The organism is Streptomyces sp. GD-15H (assembly GCF_045291515.1).
GTDB lineage: Bacteria > Actinomycetota > Actinomycetes > Streptomycetales > Streptomycetaceae > Streptomyces.
The window spans coordinates 4026762-4045077 of record NZ_CP149447.1; the positions used below are offsets into that span (position 1 = coordinate 4026762).

At 72.0% G+C, this 18316-nt stretch carries 17 protein-coding genes and 2 pseudogenes; 6 read left to right on the plus strand and 13 right to left on the minus strand.

The features are described 5' to 3' along the window. Positions 1-117: 117 nt before the first annotated feature. A complete protein-coding gene (locus WJ438_RS18805) occupies positions 118-1674 on the minus strand; it encodes a PH domain-containing protein (RefSeq protein WP_406726282.1) in 1557 nt (518 codons plus the stop codon). A 161-nt stretch (positions 1675-1835) separates the two neighbouring features. Here WJ438_RS18805 and WJ438_RS18810 point away from each other — a divergent pair. Both WJ438_RS18810 and WJ438_RS18815 read left to right on the plus strand, forming a co-directional pair. Further along, positions 1836-2137 (plus strand): annotated as a pseudogene (locus tag WJ438_RS18810) (zinc-ribbon domain-containing protein). A gap of 126 nt (positions 2138-2263) precedes the next feature. Then, positions 2264-3115, plus strand: a complete 852-nt coding sequence (locus WJ438_RS18815) for a sporulation protein (RefSeq protein ID WP_406726283.1) — start codon at positions 2264-2266, stop codon at positions 3113-3115. 85 nt (positions 3116-3200) lie between these two features. On the opposite strand, the gene WJ438_RS18820 is transcribed toward WJ438_RS18815, so the two are convergent. Both WJ438_RS18820 and WJ438_RS18825 read right to left on the minus strand, forming a co-directional pair. Continuing rightward, a complete protein-coding gene (locus tag WJ438_RS18820; RefSeq protein WP_406726284.1) occupies positions 3201-4154 on the minus strand; it encodes a M56 family metallopeptidase in 954 nt (317 codons plus the stop codon). Positions 4155-4160: 6 nt separating this feature from the next. Continuing rightward, a complete protein-coding gene (locus WJ438_RS18825; protein ID WP_406726285.1) occupies positions 4161-4562 on the minus strand; it encodes a BlaI/MecI/CopY family transcriptional regulator in 402 nt (133 codons plus the stop codon). 135 nt (positions 4563-4697) lie between these two features. On the opposite strand from WJ438_RS18825, the gene WJ438_RS18830 reads away from it, so the two are divergent. Then, the gene (locus WJ438_RS18830) at positions 4698-4958 is read left to right on the plus strand and encodes a twin-arginine translocase TatA/TatE family subunit (protein WP_406726286.1); all 261 of its coding nucleotides are present in this window, start codon (positions 4698-4700) and stop codon (positions 4956-4958) included. 43 nt (positions 4959-5001) lie between these two features. On the opposite strand, the gene WJ438_RS18835 is transcribed toward WJ438_RS18830, so the two are convergent. Then, entirely contained in the window at positions 5002-5778 is a 777-nt protein-coding gene (locus WJ438_RS18835) for a TIGR03943 family putative permease subunit (RefSeq protein ID WP_406729734.1), read from the minus strand. A gap of 14 nt (positions 5779-5792) precedes the next feature. Beyond that, positions 5793-6818, minus strand: a complete 1026-nt coding sequence (locus WJ438_RS18840) for a permease (RefSeq protein ID WP_406726287.1) — start codon at positions 6816-6818, stop codon at positions 5793-5795. Between the two features lie 185 nt (positions 6819-7003). Here WJ438_RS18840 and WJ438_RS18845 point away from each other — a divergent pair. Further along, positions 7004-8968 (plus strand): annotated as a pseudogene (locus WJ438_RS18845) (potassium channel family protein). 85 nt (positions 8969-9053) lie between these two features. Here the strand turns inward: WJ438_RS18845 and WJ438_RS18850 are convergent. After that, positions 9054-10907 carry a prolyl oligopeptidase family serine peptidase gene (locus WJ438_RS18850; protein ID WP_406726288.1) on the minus strand — a complete coding sequence of 618 codons (1854 nt, stop codon included), beginning with the start codon at positions 10905-10907 and terminating at the stop codon, positions 9054-9056. Positions 10908-11094: 187 nt separating this feature from the next. Between WJ438_RS18850 and WJ438_RS18855 the strand changes: the two genes are divergently transcribed. Continuing rightward, positions 11095-11913, plus strand: a complete 819-nt coding sequence (locus WJ438_RS18855; RefSeq protein WP_406726289.1) for an SURF1 family protein — start codon at positions 11095-11097, stop codon at positions 11911-11913. A gap of 38 nt (positions 11914-11951) precedes the next feature. On the opposite strand, the gene WJ438_RS18860 is transcribed toward WJ438_RS18855, so the two are convergent. The 7 genes from WJ438_RS18860 to WJ438_RS18890 form a co-directional block, all read right to left on the minus strand. Further along, a complete protein-coding gene (locus WJ438_RS18860) occupies positions 11952-13091 on the minus strand; it encodes a hypothetical protein (RefSeq protein WP_406726290.1) in 1140 nt (379 codons plus the stop codon). Between the two features lie 272 nt (positions 13092-13363). After that, on the minus strand, positions 13364-14038 hold the full coding sequence (locus WJ438_RS18865; protein WP_406726291.1) for a SigE family RNA polymerase sigma factor: 675 nt from the start codon (positions 14036-14038) through the stop codon (positions 13364-13366). Positions 14039-14430: 392 nt separating this feature from the next. Next, the gene (locus WJ438_RS18870) at positions 14431-15486 is read right to left on the minus strand and encodes an aspartate-semialdehyde dehydrogenase (RefSeq protein ID WP_406726292.1); all 1056 of its coding nucleotides are present in this window, start codon (positions 15484-15486) and stop codon (positions 14431-14433) included. Beyond that, positions 15486-16763, minus strand: a complete 1278-nt coding sequence (locus tag WJ438_RS18875; RefSeq protein ID WP_406726293.1) for an aspartate kinase — start codon at positions 16761-16763, stop codon at positions 15486-15488. Before WJ438_RS18875 ends, WJ438_RS18870 begins: the two co-directional genes overlap by 1 nt. A 210-nt stretch (positions 16764-16973) precedes the next feature. Further along, on the minus strand, positions 16974-17363 hold the full coding sequence (locus WJ438_RS18880; RefSeq protein ID WP_406726294.1) for a twitching motility protein PilT: 390 nt from the start codon (positions 17361-17363) through the stop codon (positions 16974-16976). Continuing rightward, positions 17360-17488 carry a hypothetical protein gene (locus WJ438_RS18885; RefSeq protein ID WP_406726295.1) on the minus strand — a complete coding sequence of 43 codons (129 nt, stop codon included), beginning with the start codon at positions 17486-17488 and terminating at the stop codon, positions 17360-17362. The genes WJ438_RS18880 and WJ438_RS18885 overlap by 4 nt, the downstream gene beginning before the upstream one ends. 20 nt (positions 17489-17508) lie before the next feature. After that, positions 17509-17718, minus strand: a complete 210-nt coding sequence (locus WJ438_RS18890) for a DUF397 domain-containing protein (protein WP_406726296.1) — start codon at positions 17716-17718, stop codon at positions 17509-17511. A gap of 95 nt (positions 17719-17813) precedes the next feature. Between WJ438_RS18890 and WJ438_RS18895 the strand changes: the two genes are divergently transcribed. Continuing rightward, positions 17814-18098: a hypothetical protein gene (locus WJ438_RS18895; protein WP_406726297.1), complete on the plus strand. Its 285-nt coding sequence runs from the start codon at positions 17814-17816 to the stop codon at positions 18096-18098. Positions 18099-18316 lie beyond the last annotated feature (218 nt).

Here is an 18316-nt window from a genome sequence, read left to right on the forward strand (position 1 = left end):
ACTCGAGATCCGACCAGAGCGCAAGGACTCGTGTGTGCGACTGGGGTGGCGGGGATGCAGCAAGCCCCGCCCCGAGTCCACGGTCTAACCCATCTGTTGCATCTGTTGCGGCTGGTGCTACTGATTCGGTTGGTGCGGCTGTGCTCCCGTCGAGACCTGTCCCGGGACCAGATGGCGGAGGATCCGGGGCAGGTCCGTCGGGGCCGCGGCGAGGCGGACCGGGGTGCCGGCGTCGTCGAGTTCGGCGACGTGCCAGGTGCTGGGGACCAGGTCGCCGTCGCTGCCCTGAGCGAGACGGACCTTCCCGAGGGTGAGGCGCCCCGGCGGGACCGGCTTCGCCGCGAAGCGGCCCGGACCCGGGTGCGGGACGACGGCGGGCGGACCGCCGCCCAGGGCGATGTGGGTGCCGAAGTGGTGGGGGTTGTAGTCGGTGGCCTCCAGGAAACGGGCCGGGAGGAACACCTCCTCGTCACCGTCCGGGCCGGCGGACCCCCTCCCTTCCTCGGGCACCCGGGCGCGGGTCGCGCGCCACGCCCAGGCGAAGAGGGCCAGCGATGCCACTCCGCCCGCGACCGGCCACACGGTCGTCCGCGGTGAGGTGAACAGCGTGGTGGGGTGCAGGTAGCAGAGCGGGAGCAGCCACAGGGCCGTACCGACGAGCACCGCCACGAAGGGCAGGGCCGCGGGAAGGACCTCGCCGTCGGGGCGCCGGCGGCTCCGCAGCGTCAGCAGCACCCGGGCGGCGGGGTAGCCGGCGACGAGGGTGAGGGCGACCGCGGCGACCGTCACGCTGCCGGGGGTCGGAATGTGCTCGCGCCAGACGTGGCGCTCACCAGCGACCTCCCTCACGCTGCCGTGCCAGAAGGTCAGTTCGACGTCGTCACCGGCGCGGAACGCCTGCGCGGCCTCCTGGGAGACCCGCAGCCGCTCCAGCGGGCGGGCGTCGGTGAAGTACAGCCAGCTGCCCTGCTTGGGGCGTTGCGATTCGGTGTGCTCGATCACCGCCGGGAGCGTCGTCAGGCACGCCTCTCCTCGTTCCGCGGCGGGGGTCTCGGCGGTGCACGGTACGGCCGAGTTCCAGGCCTGCCGGCCCTCCTCGGCACTCGGGACGAACGACGCGACCAGGCCCGCGACCGCGAGCAGCAGCACACTCACGACGAGGGAGCCGATCCAGCCGCGCCCGGTGGTCCGGTACGAGATGACGACGAGGGGACTCGACTCCGGGGTGCCGTGCCGACGGTGCAGCGCCCGGAACGCCTCCAGCGTCTCGTCGAACTCCGGGTCGGGGGTGGTGTAGCTCATCGGCAGGGCAAGGGTCCACTTGCGCCCGCCACGCGGTACCACGATGAGGCGGCGGACATCCTGGACCCGTGGGTCGTTCGCGTGTTTCAGGCGTACGCGCAGATCGGCGATGTCGCTCCAGCGCACGCTCCTGCGGTGCAGCAGGCTGCGGGAGTGCACACCGTGGGCGTCGGCGCGGACCCGCACGGTGACCTTGTGGAGTGCCGTGACCGTGGCCAGGGCGGGCAGCAGGGCGATGCCCGCCCATGCGATCAGGCCCGTGAGGGCCCACATCAGCACGGCCGCGGCCGTTCCGGCCGCACCGAGTCCGACGAGGAACCACCGGAAGCCCGTCCACTCGGGTCGGCAGGTCACTTCCCGGGTATCGCTCATGTCCGGGATTCTGTTCGTCGCACGGCCGTGCCCGCCGGGGCGGCGCCCGGCAGTTTTCCGTCCTGACACATTGCCGATCGCTCACCGGGGCAGCCGGTGACATGGTGGCAGCAGCGGCAGTGAACAGCGGCAGCAAGCAGCTGCACGGGAAGGGGCACGACATGATCATCTTCGGTACCAAGGGATATCTGTACCAGCTCGCGATACTGACACTGGTGTGTGCCCAGTGCGGGAATCCCTCCGCGCACGCGCTCAGGAAGCGGGTCACGAAGTTCACGCTGTTCTTCGTGCCGCTCTTCCCGGTCTCGACGAAGTACTCGACACAGTGCACCTTCTGCGGCGCCGAGTCGAAGGTGACCGCGGAGCAGGCCGAGCAGTTGCAGGCGCAGGCCGCGGGCGCCCCCGGCGGGGGCAGCCGTACGGACAGCCGCCCCGGCCGCACCAGCAGCCGTACCGGCCGTGAGGGCGGCACGGCCCCTGGTACGTCACGTCGGCACGGCGCTTGGTACGCCGCGCTCCTGGTACCCCCATCTATGCTCCACGCGGTTGTTCCGTATGCGCAGATGACAGGTAAGGAGCGGATGCCTCGATGGTGTTCAAGCGGCTGCTCGGTTCGCCGGGTGCGGGCGGGCCCACGGTCGACACGGTTCTGGAGCCGGGGCCCGTCCGGCCCGGCGGAACACTCGCCGGACAGGTACGGCTCGTGGGCGGTGGTGCCGCGCTCGACGTCGAGCAGCTGACCCTCGCACTCGTGGCCCGGATCGAAAACGGGAATGGCGGGAGCGGCGGGAACCAGGTGCCCGCCGTCCTGTTCGAGCGCTTCACCCTCGGTGGTGGGTTCCGGCTGGGCGAGGGCGAGACCCGCACCGTGCCGTTCGGGGTGACGCTGCCGTGGGAGACACCCGTCACCGAGCTGGACGGCCGGGACCTGGGCGTCCGGCTCGGTGTGCGGACCGAACTGGAGGTGGCCGGGGCGCGGGACTCGGGCGACGGCCTCGATCCGCTCGGCGTCGGTCCGCTGCCCGCCCAGGAAGCGATCCTCGAGGCGTTCCAGCGGCTCGGCTACGGTTTGCGGTCCGCCGGTCTCGAGCACGGGCGCATCGGCGGCACCGGGCAGCGGCTGCCCTTCCACCAGGAGATCGGGCTGACCCCCGCGCCGCCGTACGCGGATCGGGTGCGCGAGATCGAGCTGACCTTCCTGACCCACCCGGGCGGCATCGACGTCGTACTGGAGGCCGACAAGCGGGGCGCCGTCCCGGACAGCGACGAGTACCCCGGGCACGACGCGCTCAGCCGGTTCACCGTCGGCCACGACGACACCCGCGACTGGACCACCGAGGTCGACGGCTGGGTGCGTGAGCTGGTCGAGCACCGGGAGGCGTACGGCAGCGACAGCGCGTACGGACACGACGCACCGCACGGCAGGCAGGCCGAGGGCTGAGCCCTTCCCCTGCCTTCCCCGGCCTCCGACTCTCCTGATTCTCAGGTCTCCCCTGACTCCCCCTGCCTTCCGTACCCCCCGCCCCTCACAGCGCTGTCGCCGTGCGGAGGATCCAGAACAGGGTCACGGCCGCGTTGGCCGAGGACATCGCCGATACGGCCGTACCGGCGGCCGCTCCCCAGGCGGCCAGGCCCACCGAGGTGAACACCTCCGGCCAGGGACCCGTCGCCGGAGCCGGGGCGAGCAGCGCGGCCACCCGGCGGGGAACCGGCCCCGGCGCCGCGAACGGCGCTCCGGACGCCGCGAACGCCGGCGGGGGCGGGCCGGACCGGGAGGCGAGCGCCGCCTTGCCGATGGCGGTGGCGACGGTACGGCGGTCACCAACCGCACGGGCCGCCTCCTCGTCCGCCCAGCGTTCCGCCGCGTACGAGACCGCCGTACGCAGCGGGCGCAGGAACGGGTTGGCGTGCGCGGCCAGCCGGACGGCCAGCAGGAAGCGGTGGTGGCGCGCGGTCAGGTGGGCGCGCTCATGGGCGAACAGAGCACGGCGTTCGCCGGGGGCCAGGTGGTCCAGGAGAGCGGTGGTGACCACGACCCGGTCCCGGCTCGGACCGCCACCCGGAAGCGCGTACGCGTACGGGGTGCCGTCGGGCAGGACCGCCACCTCCGTGTCCGGCAGGCCGGCCAGGGCACGGTGGGCGCGCCGGCGGGCGCGGCCGTGCCGCCACAGCGTGCGCGCACAGACCAGCAGTACCGCGCACAGGGCCGGGATGGCCGCCTTCCCCACGACCTCGTCGTAGGGGACCGCCGCCCGCACCTCCGGGTCCGACCAGCCGTCGGGCAGCGGGTTGCCGGGCAGGGTGGCGGTGCCGACCACCATCACCAGGCACAGGCACACCGTGCTGCACACCGCCATCACCGCCGCGACCCAGGTCAGCATCCGGGTCGCGGTCCGCGGGTGCAGATGCTGTTCGGCGAGCCGGGCGATCGGCCATGCCGTCAGCGGCAGGACGAGCGGAAGGAAGACGAACACCCCCATGAGGTCTCAGTCTTCCCCGTCGCTCCGGGGCTGACCCAGCAGTTCCCTCAGCAGCCGTTCGTCGTCCGGGCCGAGACCGGTGACGAAACTGGCCAGGACCGCCTCCCGGTCGCTCTCGGCGTCCAGCACCCTGCGCATCCGGTGCGCCGCGAGGCCGGCGTGGTCGGAGGCGGGGGTCCAGGCGAAGGAACGGCCGGCGCGTTCACGGGTGACCGCGCCCTTGGCCAGCAGCCTGGTCAGGATCGTGATGACCGTCGTGTAGGCGAGGTCCTGGCCCAGGCGCTCCTGCACCCAGCCGGCCGTCGCCGGGCCGTCGGCCTCCCGGAGCGCCGACAGCACCAGTGCCTGCAACTCGCCCTGTGCCCGACGCCGGTGGCGCTGACCACGCCCCTGCTCGCCCTCGACCACGGCCTGTCTCCCTTCCGCCGCCTTCCCGTTCTCGGGCGGTCATCGTATAGACGTGCGGACGCCGTCAAATTCTCTACATTGCTGTAAATTCTACGGGCGGCATCCGGTAACGGCTCACGAGAAGGACGGACCCCCATGTTCGGGTTGAGCGAACTCGCGATCATCCTCATCGTCGTCATAGCCGTTCTCGGCGCGAAGAAGCTGCCCGAGCTGGCCCGCTCGGCCGGTAAGTCCGCCCGCATCCTCAAGGCCGAGGCCCGCGCGGCCAAGGAGGACGAGCGGGAGGACCAGGCGCGGAACCAGGGCCGGCAGCCGGATGCCCCTCACGTCATCCAGGGCGAGACCGTCACCCGGGACACGGCCGCCGACAGCCGGACCCAGCAGCAGCGGCACTGAGCCGGAGCCCGGAGCCGGTCGCCTGCCAGTCCGTTGAGTCCCTTCAGCCGTTCCAGACCTCGTCGTACGGGTCGGGTGGGGCCGGGACCGGCTTCGCTGCCGTGACCTCGAAGTAGGGGACGGGACCGTCGTTGACCGGGTCCTTCGTCCGGCGCGGGGTGTAGGTGCCGCTGATCTCCAGCCAGGCGTCCGGCCGCAGGACCGGGGGGACCTCGCCGGTCAGGGCGATCTTGACCGGCTGGGCGTCCGCGGCGCGGCAGCTGAGGGACATCCGGACCAACTGGGGCGCGCCGGCCGGGTCGAGGGCGACGAAGCCGGTGATCCTGAGGGTGCGGTCGCGGAGGTGGCGGCCGTCGTCGTAGACCGCGCGTGCCGCGTACTCCCCGACCCCGAGGCGGAGCGTGTCCCCGGCGGGGAGGTCCGGGAACCTGAACGGTTTCTGCAGCGCCGTGCCCGTGTGGGTGGCGCTGTACGAGCCGAGGGCCGGTGGTGCCACCAGGATCAGGGCGAGGGCGGGGAGGGCGAGGAGCCAGGCGACACGGGGTTCCCGATGGCCGTGATCGTGACCGTCTTCCCGGTCCCGGTCGTGGTCCCGGCCCCGGCCTCGGTCCCGGTCATGGTCCCGGTTGGGCCTTCGGCGGGTGCCGCGCCACTCGTACCAGACCGTCGCCGCCGCCGTCACGACGAGTACCGCGCCGGACAGCAGGAGCAGCGGGCGCAGGCCCGCCTTGACGTAGCGCAGGTGGAGGTCGGTCAGGCCCGCGTGCAGCACGGTCGCGCCCAGGAGGAAGAGGAGGGCCGCCTGGGCCTGGCGGTTCAGGTTCAGGTTCGGTTTCACAGCAGGACCGCTCCGGTCAGGGCCGAGACCGCCACCGCCAGGACGAGGGTCGCGGGGGCGAAGCGCAGGGTGAAGCCACGGCCGAACGTGCCCGCCTGCATGGCGAAGAGCTTGAGGTCGATCACGGGACCCACCACGAGGAAGGTGAGCCGGGCCGTCAGCGAGAACTGGGTCAGGGAGGCGGCCACGAACGCGTCCGCCTCCGAGCAGATCGACAGGAGGACGGCCAGCGCCGCCAGCACCAGCACCGACAGCACGGGGTTGTCGGCCGCCGACCGCAGCCAGCCGGCCGGGACCACCGCCTTCAGCGTCGCCGCGGCCATCGCGCCGACCACCAGGAAGCCACCGGCGTGCATCACGTCGTGCCGGACCGATCCCCAGAACGCGGCGCCCCGGCGCTGCCCCTCGTAGGACGGACGGGACGGCGGGCGCAGCCAGTCCGCGCGGCCGTGGCGCTGCCACAGCCAGCCCATCGCACACGCCACCAGCAGGCTCGCCACGAAGCGGGCGAGGACCATCACGGGGTCGTTCGGAAAGGCGACCGCCGTCGCCGTCAGCACGATCGGGTTGATCGCGGGGGCGGACAGCAGGAACGCCAGCGCCGCCGCCGGTGCCACTCCCCCGCGCACCAGCGCTCCCGCCACCGGCACGGACGCGCACTCGCAGCCGGGGAGCACCGCACCCGCCGCGCCCGCGACCGGGACCGCCAGGGAGGGGCGTTTCGGCAGGGCACGGGCGAAGAAGGACGGCGGGACGAACACGGCGATCGCCGCGGACAGCAGGACACCGAGCACCAGGAAGGGCAGTGCCTGGATCAGCACCGCGACGAACACCGTCATCCAGCTCTGCATCACGGGCGCGGCCAGGGCCCGACGGAGGGGGTCCTGGGACATCACGGCGAGGAGCAGGAACAGAACGAGGAGGAGAGGGGAGTTGACGTGGCGGGGCTCCCCGACGGCCCGGGCGCCCCGGTGGCGGGCAACTTGGTGACGGCCACGGGCCGGGTACCTCCCACATCGCACGCGAGGGCGAAGCGGGGCCGCTCCTGCCCCGTCCCGCCTTCTTGCCTTCTTGGTACGAAGCGAAGTGCGGCCCCGTTCAACGCCGTTCACCGAGTGCTCCTGGAACCGCCTGCGTGTATAAGGCAGTCTTTCCTCTCGTGGTGAGCCTTCCGAATCAGACCCTGCCGGACGATCCCCCCGCACACATGGTGGTGTGCGGTGACGACGGGCTCGCGCATCGGCTCGCCGCCGAACTGCGGGGCGTGTACGGCGAACAGGTCACCCTCGTCGTGCCGCCGTCCGGACTCCGGGTGCGGGAACCCGTGGTCGGGCGGGCCCGCGCGGCCTCCGCCGCCCTGCTCGACCGGTTCGTGAACGCCACCGTCAACCGCGGCAACGGCGGTTCCGACGGCGCCTCCGACCAACGGCTGGTGGAGGCCGCCGAGCCGACCGACGCCGTACTCGCCGAGGTGGGCGTGGCGCGGGCCGCGGCACTGGCCCTGGTGTACGACGACGACGAGACCAACATCCGCGCCGCCCTCACCGCCCGCCGGATCAACCCCCGGCTGCGCCTCGTGCTGCGCCTCTACAACCGCCGCCTGGGCCTGGCACATCGAGGAACTGCTCGACCAGGCAGCCGAGTTGGCCGGCGGCGACACGCAGGGATACGGGGACCCCGTCGTCGACACGTCCACCACCGTGCTGTCGACGCCGACACGGCCGCACCCGCCCTGGTCGCCACCGCGCTCGTCGGCACCAGCAAGATCGTCGACACCGACGGGCTGATGCTGCGCGCGGTGGAACGGCGTCCGCCGCGCCCCGGCGAGGTGGCCGATCCCGGGCTGTGCACCCTGGCGTTGCTGTCCGCGACGAGCAACGACCCGGGCGGGTCGGAGGGTTCGGAGGACAGCGGCGATCAGGGGCCGCAGATGCTGCCCGACGCGGAGGCCGTCGCGGCGGCGACCGGACGCGGCACGATGGTGCTGGAGCAGGTGTCGTACTCCGGGCCGCCGTTGCCGGCGGTGCGGGCCCAGGTGCCCCCCTTCGCCTCCCTGTTCTCGCAGCGGCTGCGGTGGTCGCTGGCGGGGCTGGCGGCGGCCGTGGTGGCGCTGGCGGTGACACTGACCCTGGTCACGAAGGACCATCCGCTGCACGCCACGTACGTCACCCTGCTCGACCTCTTCGCGATCAACGAACCCGCGCACAACGAGTCCAAGGGCGAACAGATACTGCAACTGCTTTCGGGACTGGTCGGGTTGCTGCTGCTGCCGGTGATGCTGGCGGCGGTGCTGGAGGCGCTGGGGACGTTCCGTACCGCGTCGGCGCTGCGGAAGCCGCCGCGCGGACTGAGCGGGCACGTGGTGCTGCTGGGGCTCGGCAAGATCGGCACCCGGGTGCTGACCCGGCTGCGTGAGCTGCACATTCCCGTGGTGTGCGTCGAGGCCGACCCGGAGGCCCGGGGCATGGCCACGGCGCGGCGGCTGGGCGTACCGGTGGTGCTCGGGGACGTCACCCAGGAAGGCGTGCTGGAGGCCGCGAAGATCCAACGGGCCGACGCGCTGCTCGCGCTGACCAGCGCCGACACCACGAATCTGGAGGCCGTGCTGTACGCGCGGTCCGTGCGGTCCGATCTGCGGGTCGTCCTGCGGCTGTACGACGACGAGTTCGCGACGGCCGTGTACCGCACCCTGCGGGCCGCGCACCCCGGCGCGCTGACCCGGAGCCGCAGCGTCTCCCACCTGGCCGCGCCCGCGTTCGCGGGGGCGATGATGGGTCGGCAGATCCTGGGGGCGATCCCGGTCGAGCGGCGGGTGCTGGTGTTCGCGGCACTGACCGTGGGCGGGCATCCGCAGCTGGAGGGCAGGACGGTCGGCGAGGCGTTCCGGGCCGGGGCGTGGCGGGTGCTGGCCCTGGACACGGCGGCCACGGCGGTACGCGCGCCGGGCACGGACGGAGACGGGGACGGAAACCGCGACGGAAACGGACCCGGGGACAGGGGCGGGGGCGGGAACGGCGACGCCGGCCCGGTGGCGGCAGGATCGTCGGGGCTGGTCTGGGACCTGCCCGACACGTACGTCCTGCGCAGCGAGGACCGGGTGGTGCTGGGCGCCACCCGGCGGGGGCTGGCGGAACTGCTCCGGCGCAGGGGAAGGGAGCGGGCCGGGGCGTGACGTGAACGCGGGCGGCCGGTGCTTCCCGGGCCGCAGCCCGGGAAGCACCTCTGTCCTCGGCGCCCTCGGCCCTCCCCCTCCGTGCTCAGCCCTGCTTCCCCAGGTACCGTTCCGCGAAGTCCAGTTCCAGGCGTACCTGCTTGATCCGCTCGTCGACCACCAGGGAGCCGTGGCCCGCGTCGTAGCGGTAGACCTCGTGCGGGGCGTCGCGGGACTGGAGGCGGTGGACGTAGTTCTCGATCTGGCGGATCGGGCAGCGCGGGTCGTTGACCCCGGCCGAGATGTAGACCGGCGCCTTCACCCGGTCGACGTAGGTGATCGGGGAGGACGCCTCGAACCGCTCGGGAACCTCCTCGGGGGTGCCGCCGAGGAGCGTACGGTCCATGGCCTTCAGCGCCTCCATCTCGTCGTGGTACGCCATGACGTAGTCGGCGACCGGGACCACCGCGATGCCCAGCGTCCACGCGTCGGGCTCGGTGCCGAGGCCCAGGAGGGTGAGGTAGCCGCCCCAGGAACCACCGGTGAGGATGAGGCGGTCCGGGTCCGCGAGGCCCGAGGTGATCGCCCACTCACGGACCGCGGCGATGTCCTCCAGCTCGATCAGGCCGACCCGGTGCTTCAGCGCGTCGGTCCAGGCGCGGCCGTAACCCGTGGAGCCGCGGTAGTTGACGCGGACCACCGCGTAGCCGTGGTCGACCCAGGCGGCCGGTCCCGCGGCGAAGGAGTCGCTGTCGTGCCAGGTGGGGCCGCCGTGGATGTCGAAGACCGTGGGCAGCGGGCCGCTCGCGCCCTCGGGCTTCTGGACCAGGGCGTGGATCCGGCCGCCGGGGCCCTCCACCCAGACGTCCTCGACCGGCACCGAACCGGGCGACTTCATGCCCGGCGGGTCCAGGACGACCCCGCCGGCCGTGGAGCGGACCGCCGACGGCTCCGCCGCCGACGACCACAGGTACTCCACGCTGCCGTCCGGGCGGGCCGTCGCGCCCGAGACCGTGCCGGGCGGGGTGTCGATCTCCACCAGCTCGGGGCCGGCCAGGTCGTAGCGGAACAGTTCGCTGCGGGCCTCGAAGCTGTGCGCGATCAGCAGGCCCGTGCCGTCCGGGAACCACTCGGCGCTCACGTCACCCGGCAGTTCCAGGGCGAGGTCCGTCTCCTCCCCCGTCGCCACGTCCCACACCAGGGGCTCCCAGCGACCGCGCCGCTGGTGACCGATGAGCAGACGCGTGTCGCCGTCGACCGGGGCGAAGCCCAGCACCTCCAGGCCCAGCTCCTCGGTGCCGCCCCTGGTGTCGTCCAGTTCGGCGACCGTCGTGCCGTCGGGGCGCAGCACACGCAGCGCGGAGTGCATCGCGTCGCCGTGCTCCGTGTGCTCGATGGCGATGAGCGAGCCGTCGTGGGAGAGGTCGCCGACGCCCGCCGACTCGCGGTGCCGGTAGAGCTCCACGGGCTCCTCGCCGGTGCGCACGAGGTGGATCGTCGTCCCGTCCTCGTCCGTGGAACGGCCCACGACCGCCGTGCGCCCGTCCCGGGCGAGGACGAGACCGGCCGGGTACGAGGCGTCCAGGCCCTCGGCGGCGAGCTCGTCCGCGCCGCCCGCGAACCGCTGCCGGCGCCAGACGCCGAACTCGTCGCCGTCCTTGTCGTCGAACCACCAGATCCACTCGCCGTCCGGCGAGAGCACGCCGTCCGTGGTGCCGTTGGGCCGGTCCGTCACCTGGCGCTGCTCACCCGTCGACCGGTCCCAGGCATACAGCTCGTACGTCCCCGTCGCGTTCGACACGAACAGGGAACGGTCGGGGGCGTCCTCCGCCCAGTCGGGCAGGGACACCCGGGGCGCCCGGAAGCGCTTCTCCCAGTCGGGCATCCGCTCGCCCTGTTGTACTCGCTCGGTCCGGTCCGTCCGCCGCGCCGGTGCGCCGGACCCGTTGCTCTCAGTCATGACCCCATACTGCCCGCCCCGGAGGGTGTCGCGCCGCCGAGGCCCCCAGCCTGTGGACAACCCGCACCGGATCTCCCACCGGAGCCGCCACCACCGGGGCCACCACTGTTCCCCCGGGCAACCCCCACGGGCCACTGGGGCCGCCCCCGCGAACCGCTCCTTCCGCGCGGCCCCGTACCGTGGGAGCGTGTACCGGTTTCTGCTGACGCCCCGATGGTGGGGGATCAACGTCTTCGTGCTGCTCGCCATCCCCTTCTGCATCTTCATGGGTTCGTGGCAGCTGGGCCGGTTCGAGGACCGCGTCGAGAACCACCGCGGCGCCGAGGAACAGGCCGCCTCCGCCCAGCGGGACCAGGCCCGGCCGCTGGACACACTGCTGCCGGTGACCAAGGCGACCTCCGGCAAGCAGGCCACCACGAGCGGCCACTACGAGGAGCAGCTCCTCGTGCCCGACCGGGACCTCGACGGCAAGCACGGCCACTACGTCCTGACCCTGCTGCACACCGACTCCGGCAAGGTACTGCCCGTCGTCCGCGGCTGGCTGCCCGGCGAGCCCGACCCGGCCGGGGCGCCCGCGCCGCCGGCAGGCGAGGTCACCGTCACCGGGGCGCTCCAGGCGTCCGAGACACCCGGCAGCAACGGCGTCAGCACCCGCAGCGGCCTGCCGAACGGGCAGACCGCCGCGATCAGCGCGGCGTCGCTGGTGAACCTGGTGCCCCACGACATCTACGAAGCGTGGATCACGCTCAACGAGGGCGACTCGGGGATGCGGGCGGTGCCCGCGGCCGCGCCGGGCGGTACCGGGCTGGACCTCAAGGCGTTCCAGAACCTCGGCTACACCGCCGAGTGGTTCGCCTTCGTGGGCTTCGTGGTCTTCATGTGGTTCCGCCTGCTGCGTCGCGAGGTGGAGCTCGTCCGGGACGCGGAACTGGGCCTGGCCGCGGAGGAGCGGCAGGAGCGCGAGCCGGAACCGGACGAGAAGCGGTCCAGCCCGTCAGAGGTGTGACCGGGACCGGGACGTTCGTCCCGGTCGGCTCGTCGGCGTCAGCTCGTCAGCAGTCCCGTCCAGTAGACGGTGCCCGCGCAGGCGTTGGCCACCGTGGCGGTCGCCGTGCCCCCCGTCGCCGCGGTGTACGTCACGGTCACACTTCCCTCCACCGGACCGTCCGCCTTGAGGAGCTGGGCCGCCGTTCCGGTGTCGCCGCCCGTGGACATGCCACTAGTGGTCGTGGGGTCTTCCTGCGAGGGGCTCGGGTCGGGTGAGGGTTCGTCGGTGTCGCCCCCCGTGTCGCCGCCGGTCCCCCCGCCCGTGGGACAGGTCTCGGAAGGCACCCAGGCGAACTTCACGTCGTACGTCTCACCCGGCTTGAGCACCAGCCCCGCGGACTCCAGCGACGGGTCGGGCAGGTCGGCCGCAGCGTCCCCCGCCACATGCCGGGCCGAGCCCACCCTGGCGGGGTCGGCCGCACCCAACGGAGTCACGCTCACGCTTCCGGGCCCGCCGACGCTACAGCTCGCCGCGGACACGTTGCCGACCCGGAAGGAGCCGTAGACCGCGCCGGTCGAGTCGGGCGCGACGCTGCTCGCGACGGCCGGTCCGAGCTGCGCGGCCGTGCAGGCGGTCACCCTCGCCGCCGCGCTCGACGAAGGGTCCGCCCCCTCGGGTTCGCCCGTGCTCGAGCCGGGTCCGGCGCCCTTCTCCCTGTCCTTCTTCCCGTCCTTGTCGGTCCCCTCGACCCGGTCCGAGGTACCGCCCGCGGTGGTCTCGCCGCCGTCGGGGTTCTTGCCCTCGCCGGTGCCGCCCTGCGCCTCCGAGGCGTGGCCGACGGCGGACGGGTTGGCGTCCGAACCGGTGACGTGGGAAACGTGCACGAGGGCCGGGACGGCCGTGCCGAGGAAGAGGGCCGCGGCCGCCGCGCCGACGAGGATCTGCCGCTTGCGCGCCCGGCGGGCGGGGACCGCGCGCCGCAGGTATTCCAGCGAACCGTCGCTCGGTGCCAGCTCTCCCACCGAGCGGTGCAGCAGACTCCGCACTTCCAGCTCGTCCAGCTCGGCCAGCCCGGCCGACTCGACCGGCTCGGCCGGTCGGTCCGAGTCGGTCAGCTGGTCCGAGTCGATCGGCTCGTCAGGGTTGAGCCGATCCGCGCCCCGGTCGGGGCCCCGGTCGTCCAGGCCGTCGTTCACAGTTCCGTTCCCAGCGTGCGATTGCTTCGACTGCCGCCCGGGTGGGGACACCAACCCACGCAGTACGCGCAGGCCGTCACCACCGGACGGACTCGGGCCGTCGGCCCCGGACCCGTCCCCACCCCCGGACGTGTCCTCGGGCACGCGTTCGTCGGGCTCACGTTCCTCAGCCTCAGCCGCGCGCTCCCCAGGCCCGCGCTCCTCAGCCGCGCACTTCTCGGGCCCCTCCTCCTCCGGCCCGCGCTCCTCGCCGCGCGTATCCCTGTCGCCGCTCATACCGGTGCCCCCATGGCCACCCGCAGCGCCGCGATCCCTCGCGAGCCGTACGCCTTCACCGAGCCCAGCGAGATGCCGAGCGTCGCCGCCACCTGCGCCTCGGTCATGTCCGCGAAGTACCGCAGCACCAGCACCTCGCGCTGACGGCGCTGCAGTCCCTTCATCGCCTTGATGAGGGAGTCGCGCTCCAGCTGGTCGTAGGCGCCTTCCTCCGCGCTCGCCATGTCGGGCATGGGCTTGGAGAGCAGCTTCAGGCCGATGATGCGGCGGCGCAGCGCGGAACGGGAGAGGTTGACAACCGTCTGACGCAGATACGCCAGGGTTTTCTCCGGGTCCCGGACGCGTTTGCGGGCGGAGTGGACGCGGATGAACGCCTCCTGGACGACGTCCTCGCACGAGGCGGTGTCGTCGAGGAGCAGCGCGGCGAGGCCCAACAGCGAGCGGTAGTGCGCGCGGTAGGTCTCGGTGAGATGGTCGACGGTCGTGCCGGCTGCCACGACGTCCTCGGCACCGCCGTCACGCTGACTGGGTATGCGGGCGGGCCGCGTCGCTGGCATCGGCGCGATCACCGGCATGCCACTGGACGCACCGGCCTTGCGGGGTCGGAGAGCCTGGCGGGGCGGGCGTAGAGCCGTGCCACGCGGCGTTGTGAAGTCGAGTACCTCAGCCACGCCAGTTGGACACACTTCCCCCATGAGGGTTGTACGTGCCGCGCGTCACGTTTGCCGCGCCCGGCGCCGGCCGACCGCCGTCCACGCCAGGCAGCACCATCGACAGCACACCGAATGCCCTCATGCGTCCCGCTCTTCCCCTATATTTCATATGAACGGACGTCCCCACGTCCGGTTCCAGACGTCCCCACGTCTGAAAAGACCACCGCGTCCCCACGCACCCGACCACAGGGGTGACCGCAAAGACGCTTCCCGCCCCTCGCTCGGTTGCGTGGGGCGGGAAAGTAAATCTTCAACTGTCGGCCGGTCAGGATCAAGAGATCCTAGCCATCCTGGCCGGATCACATGAGGCACGCAGATTCTACAAACTCATCCCTGTGACCAAGGGTTATTTACGCCTCGGCCGCCACGAGTTCGGCGATTTGCGCGCTATTGAGCGCGGCGCCCTTGCGTAGGTTGTCACCGCAGACGAAGAGTTCGAGCGCCGTCGGGTCGTCCAGCGCCCGCCGTACCCGCCCCACCCACGTCGGATCGGTGCCGACGACATCGGCGGGCGTGGGGAACTCGCCCGCGGCGGGATTGTCGTAGAGCACGACGCCGGGCGCCGTGGCGAGGATCTCGCGGGTCGCGTCGACGGTGACCTCGTTCTCGAAGCGGGCGTGCACGGTGAGCGAGTGCGTGGTGATCACCGGCACCCGCACACAGGTCACGGCGACCGGGAGCCGCGCCAGGCCGAGGATCTTGCGGGACTCGTCGCGGACCTTCATCTCCTCCGAGGACCAGCCGTCCTCGCGCAGCGACCCGGCCCACGGCACGACGTTCAGCGCGACCGGCTCCGCGAAGGGTCCCGTGTCGTCCCCCACCGCCCGCCGTACGTCACCGGGGCCGGTCCCCAGCTCCGTACCCGCGACCAGGGACAACTGCTCCCGCAGGGTGCGCACGCCCGCGTGCCCTGCGCCGCTGACCGCCTGGTACGAGGAGACGACCAGTTCGCGCAACCCGAACTCGGCGTGCAGCGCGCCCACCGCGACGATCATCGACAGGGTGGTGCAGTTCGGGTTGGCGACGATCCCGCGCGAACGCATCCGCGCGGCATACGAGTTGACCTCCGGGACGACGAGCGGCACCTCCGGGTCCATCCGGAAGGCGCCGGAGTTGTCGACCACCACCGCGCCCCGCGCGACGGCGACGGGCGCCCACCGCTCGGCGACCTCGTCGGGGACGTCGAACAGTGCGACGTCGATCCCGTCGAAGGCCTCCTCGGTGAGCGCCACGACCTCGACCTGCTCGCCGCGCACGGCCAGCTTGCGGCCGACCGAGCGCGGCGAGGCGATCAGTCGGATCTCGCCCCAGATGTCCGCCCGCTGGGACAGGATCTGGAGCATGACCGTGCCGACGGCCCCGGTCGCTCCCACGACCGCGAGTGCCGGCCGCCCGGAGCGCTTCATCAGCGGCCGGTGCCCCCGTAGACGACGGCCTCGTCGCTGTCGGCGTCCAGCCCGAAGGCGGTGTGCACGGCGCGGACGGCACCGTCCACGTCGTCCTTGCGGGTGACGACCGAGATACGGATCTCGGAGGTCGAGATCAGCTCGATGTTCACGCCCGCGTCGGACAGCGCGGTGAAGAAGTCGGCGGTGACCCCGGGGTTGGTCTTCATACCGGCGCCGACCAGCGAGATCTTGCCGATCTGGTCGTCGTAGCGCAGGGACTCGAAGCCGATGGTGCCCTTGTTCTTCTCCAGGGCCTCGATGGCCTTGTGGCCCTCGGTCTTCGGCAGCGTGAACGAGATGTCCGTCAGGCCCGTGGAGGCCGCCGACACGTTCTGCACCACCATGTCGATGTTGATCTCGGCGTCGGCGATCGTGCGGAAGATCGAGGCCGCCTCGCCCGGCTTGTCCGGCACACCGACGACCGTGACCTTGGCCTCGGAGGTGTCGTGTGCGACACCGGAGATGAGCGCCTGCTCCACCTTCTTGTCCCCTCGCTGAATCGGCTCACTGCTGACCCACGTGCCCGGCAGTCCACTGAAGGACGAGCGGACGTGGATCGGGATGTTGTACCGGCGGGCGTACTCCACACAGCGGTGGAGCAGCACCTTCGACCCGGAGGCCGCCAGTTCGAGCATGTCGCCGGTCGAGATCCAGTCGATCTTCCGGGCCTTCGGCACCACCCGCGGGTCGGCGGTGAACACGCCGTCGACGTCGGTGTAGATCTCGCACACCTCGGCGTCGAGGGCGGCCGCCAGGGCCACCGCGGTGGTGTCGGAGCCGCCGCGGCCGAGCGTGGTGATGTTCTTGCCCTGCTGGCTGACGCCCTGGAAACCGGCGACGATGGCGATGTTGCCCTCGTCCACCGAGGCGCGGATCCGGCCGGGCGTCACATCGATGATGCGCGCTTTGTTGTGGACCGAGTCGGTGATGACACCTGCCTGGCTACCGGTGAAGCTCTGGGCGTTGTGGCCCAGGTTTTTGATCGCCATGGCCAGCAGGGCCATGGAGATCCGCTCTCCCGCGGTCAGCAGCATGTCGAGTTCGCGCCCGGCAGGCATCGGGGATACCTGCTCGGCGAGATCGATCAGCTCGTCCGTCGTGTCGCCCATCGCGGAAACCACGACGACCACCTGGTGGCCGTTCTGCTTGGCTTCCACGACCCTCTTGGCGACGCGCTTGATGCCTTCGGCATCGGCTACGGAGGAGCCTCCGTACTTCTGCACGACAAGGCCCACGTGCGCTCCTCGCTCAATCCGTCGTTGTCCCACGTTTTGCGCACATGTCTGCACACCGTGGTCGGCTCATTCTATCGGGCACCCGAAAAACGCCTCGCCGATATCGCATCGTGAGATTCTCCGGCGCCCGTGCAGGGGGGCTCATGCCCAGCCCGACGCCGACCACTCGGAAAAGCGACCTGCGTCACACCCTCGCGGTCGCTCACACCTTCACGGCCGCTCCACGAGAACGCCCTCCCGCCCCGCACAGGCGGCCAGCGCCCTGACGTCCCCCGGAGCGTCGGTGAGGATCGGCGCCTCGTCGTGGGCGAGGGAGGCGAGCACGACGCTGGCGTCGATGACGTCGGAGGTCTTGTTCCTCTGACAGAGCACGGCCGCCGCCTTGGCGCCGGACTCCGTCAACGGCGCCACTCGGCAGCCGCTCAGCGCCCAGTGCAGCATCGCCGCCGAGGCGCTCTCGTCCCAGCACTGCGCCGGCACGCCGGCCGGAACGATCGGGATGTCCCCCCGCAACAGCAGCGCCTTGTGGCGCCTGAGGAATCGCCGGTCGTTCTTCGCGGCGGCAATGAGCGCGCCGCTGTCGTAGACGACATGACTCATGCGCTGCGCCGTTCCTCGCCGGGTCGCTCTTCGCCTGCGCGCTCGAAGAGGCCTGCCGCCCAGGCATCCGCCTCGGCCATCTCCGACTCGGTGAACGGCCCGTACGTCGCCCCGTACTCCGCCATCGCCCGCAGACCGGCGCGGATCAGGCGGGTGCGGAGACGTGGAGCCCGGGTCCTGTGGGGGTCGCCTTGGAGTCGCGGACGTGGATGGTGGGGGCGAGGGCGACTTCCACGCAGCCTCCACCCTCGTCGTCGCCGTAGCTCGACTTACGCCATGCCGGCGCTACTTCGACGCAGTCGCCGCCCTCGGAGTCGCTGTAGCTCGACTTGATCCAGCGCAGTTGGTCACTCATGACTGATCCACCATCCGCTCGAGGAAACGGGTCTGCTCGGGGAGCTGGTCGCCGACCATCTGATCGAGGCGACCGACGAGGATGCCGGGCCGATCGTGGCCGAAGCGGGCCGGGGGCGGTGGGTGTACTTCCTGCTTCCGCCGGGAGCCGTGCAGCGGTGCGACTGGCCGCTCGGGGTGCAGCGGCTCGGTGGCCGGGACGACCGCACGGTCACCTACATCGGCATCCCCACGCTGGACGGCGACACCTGGCCGCTGCGCTGGTACAGCGCGCCGACGGCGACCGCACCCCACGTCGAGCCCGAGGCGTTGCTCCCGTTGTTCCGCGCCCCGGTCGGGCCCCACCCGCCGTTCGGTCGCGGCACCCGATCGTCACCGTGATCCTTGCCCGCGTGCCCATGTGCACGCTGTCGTTCACGCGGGCGGACGCCGGCAGTTGCCCTTGTCGGGGCTTCGTGATGGCGGAGCCGGGGGGCGGGCACCTGCACCCCTGCGCACGGGTCACCCACCGGAAACGTGAGCACTTCGGCCGGAACTGTTCATAGAGCGCCCATATGAGCGTCAAAGTGACACTTGCCCGCCGACTGCTCACGCCTCCA

Coding starts and splice junctions, on each gene's coding strand:
- WJ438_RS18805 (WP_406726282.1), bottom strand. CDS start 1,674: ATGAGCGATACCCGGGAAGTGACCTGCCGACCCGAGTGGACGGGCTTC.
- WJ438_RS18815 (WP_406726283.1), top strand. CDS start 2,264: ATGGTGTTCAAGCGGCTGCTCGGTTCGCCGGGTGCGGGCGGGCCCACG.
- WJ438_RS18820 (WP_406726284.1), bottom strand. CDS start 4,154: ATGGGGGTGTTCGTCTTCCTTCCGCTCGTCCTGCCGCTGACGGCATGG.
- WJ438_RS18830 (WP_406726286.1), top strand. CDS start 4,698: ATGTTCGGGTTGAGCGAACTCGCGATCATCCTCATCGTCGTCATAGCC.
- WJ438_RS18850 (WP_406726288.1), bottom strand. CDS start 10,907: ATGACTGAGAGCAACGGGTCCGGCGCACCGGCGCGGCGGACGGACCGG.
- WJ438_RS18870 (WP_406726292.1), bottom strand. CDS start 15,486: ATGAAGCGCTCCGGGCGGCCGGCACTCGCGGTCGTGGGAGCGACCGGG.
- WJ438_RS18880 (WP_406726294.1), bottom strand. CDS start 17,363: ATGAGTCATGTCGTCTACGACAGCGGCGCGCTCATTGCCGCCGCGAAG.
- WJ438_RS18885 (WP_406726295.1), bottom strand. CDS start 17,488: ATGGCGGAGTACGGGGCGACGTACGGGCCGTTCACCGAGTCGGAGATG.
- WJ438_RS18890 (WP_406726296.1), bottom strand. CDS start 17,718: ATGAGTGACCAACTGCGCTGGATCAAGTCGAGCTACAGCGACTCCGAG.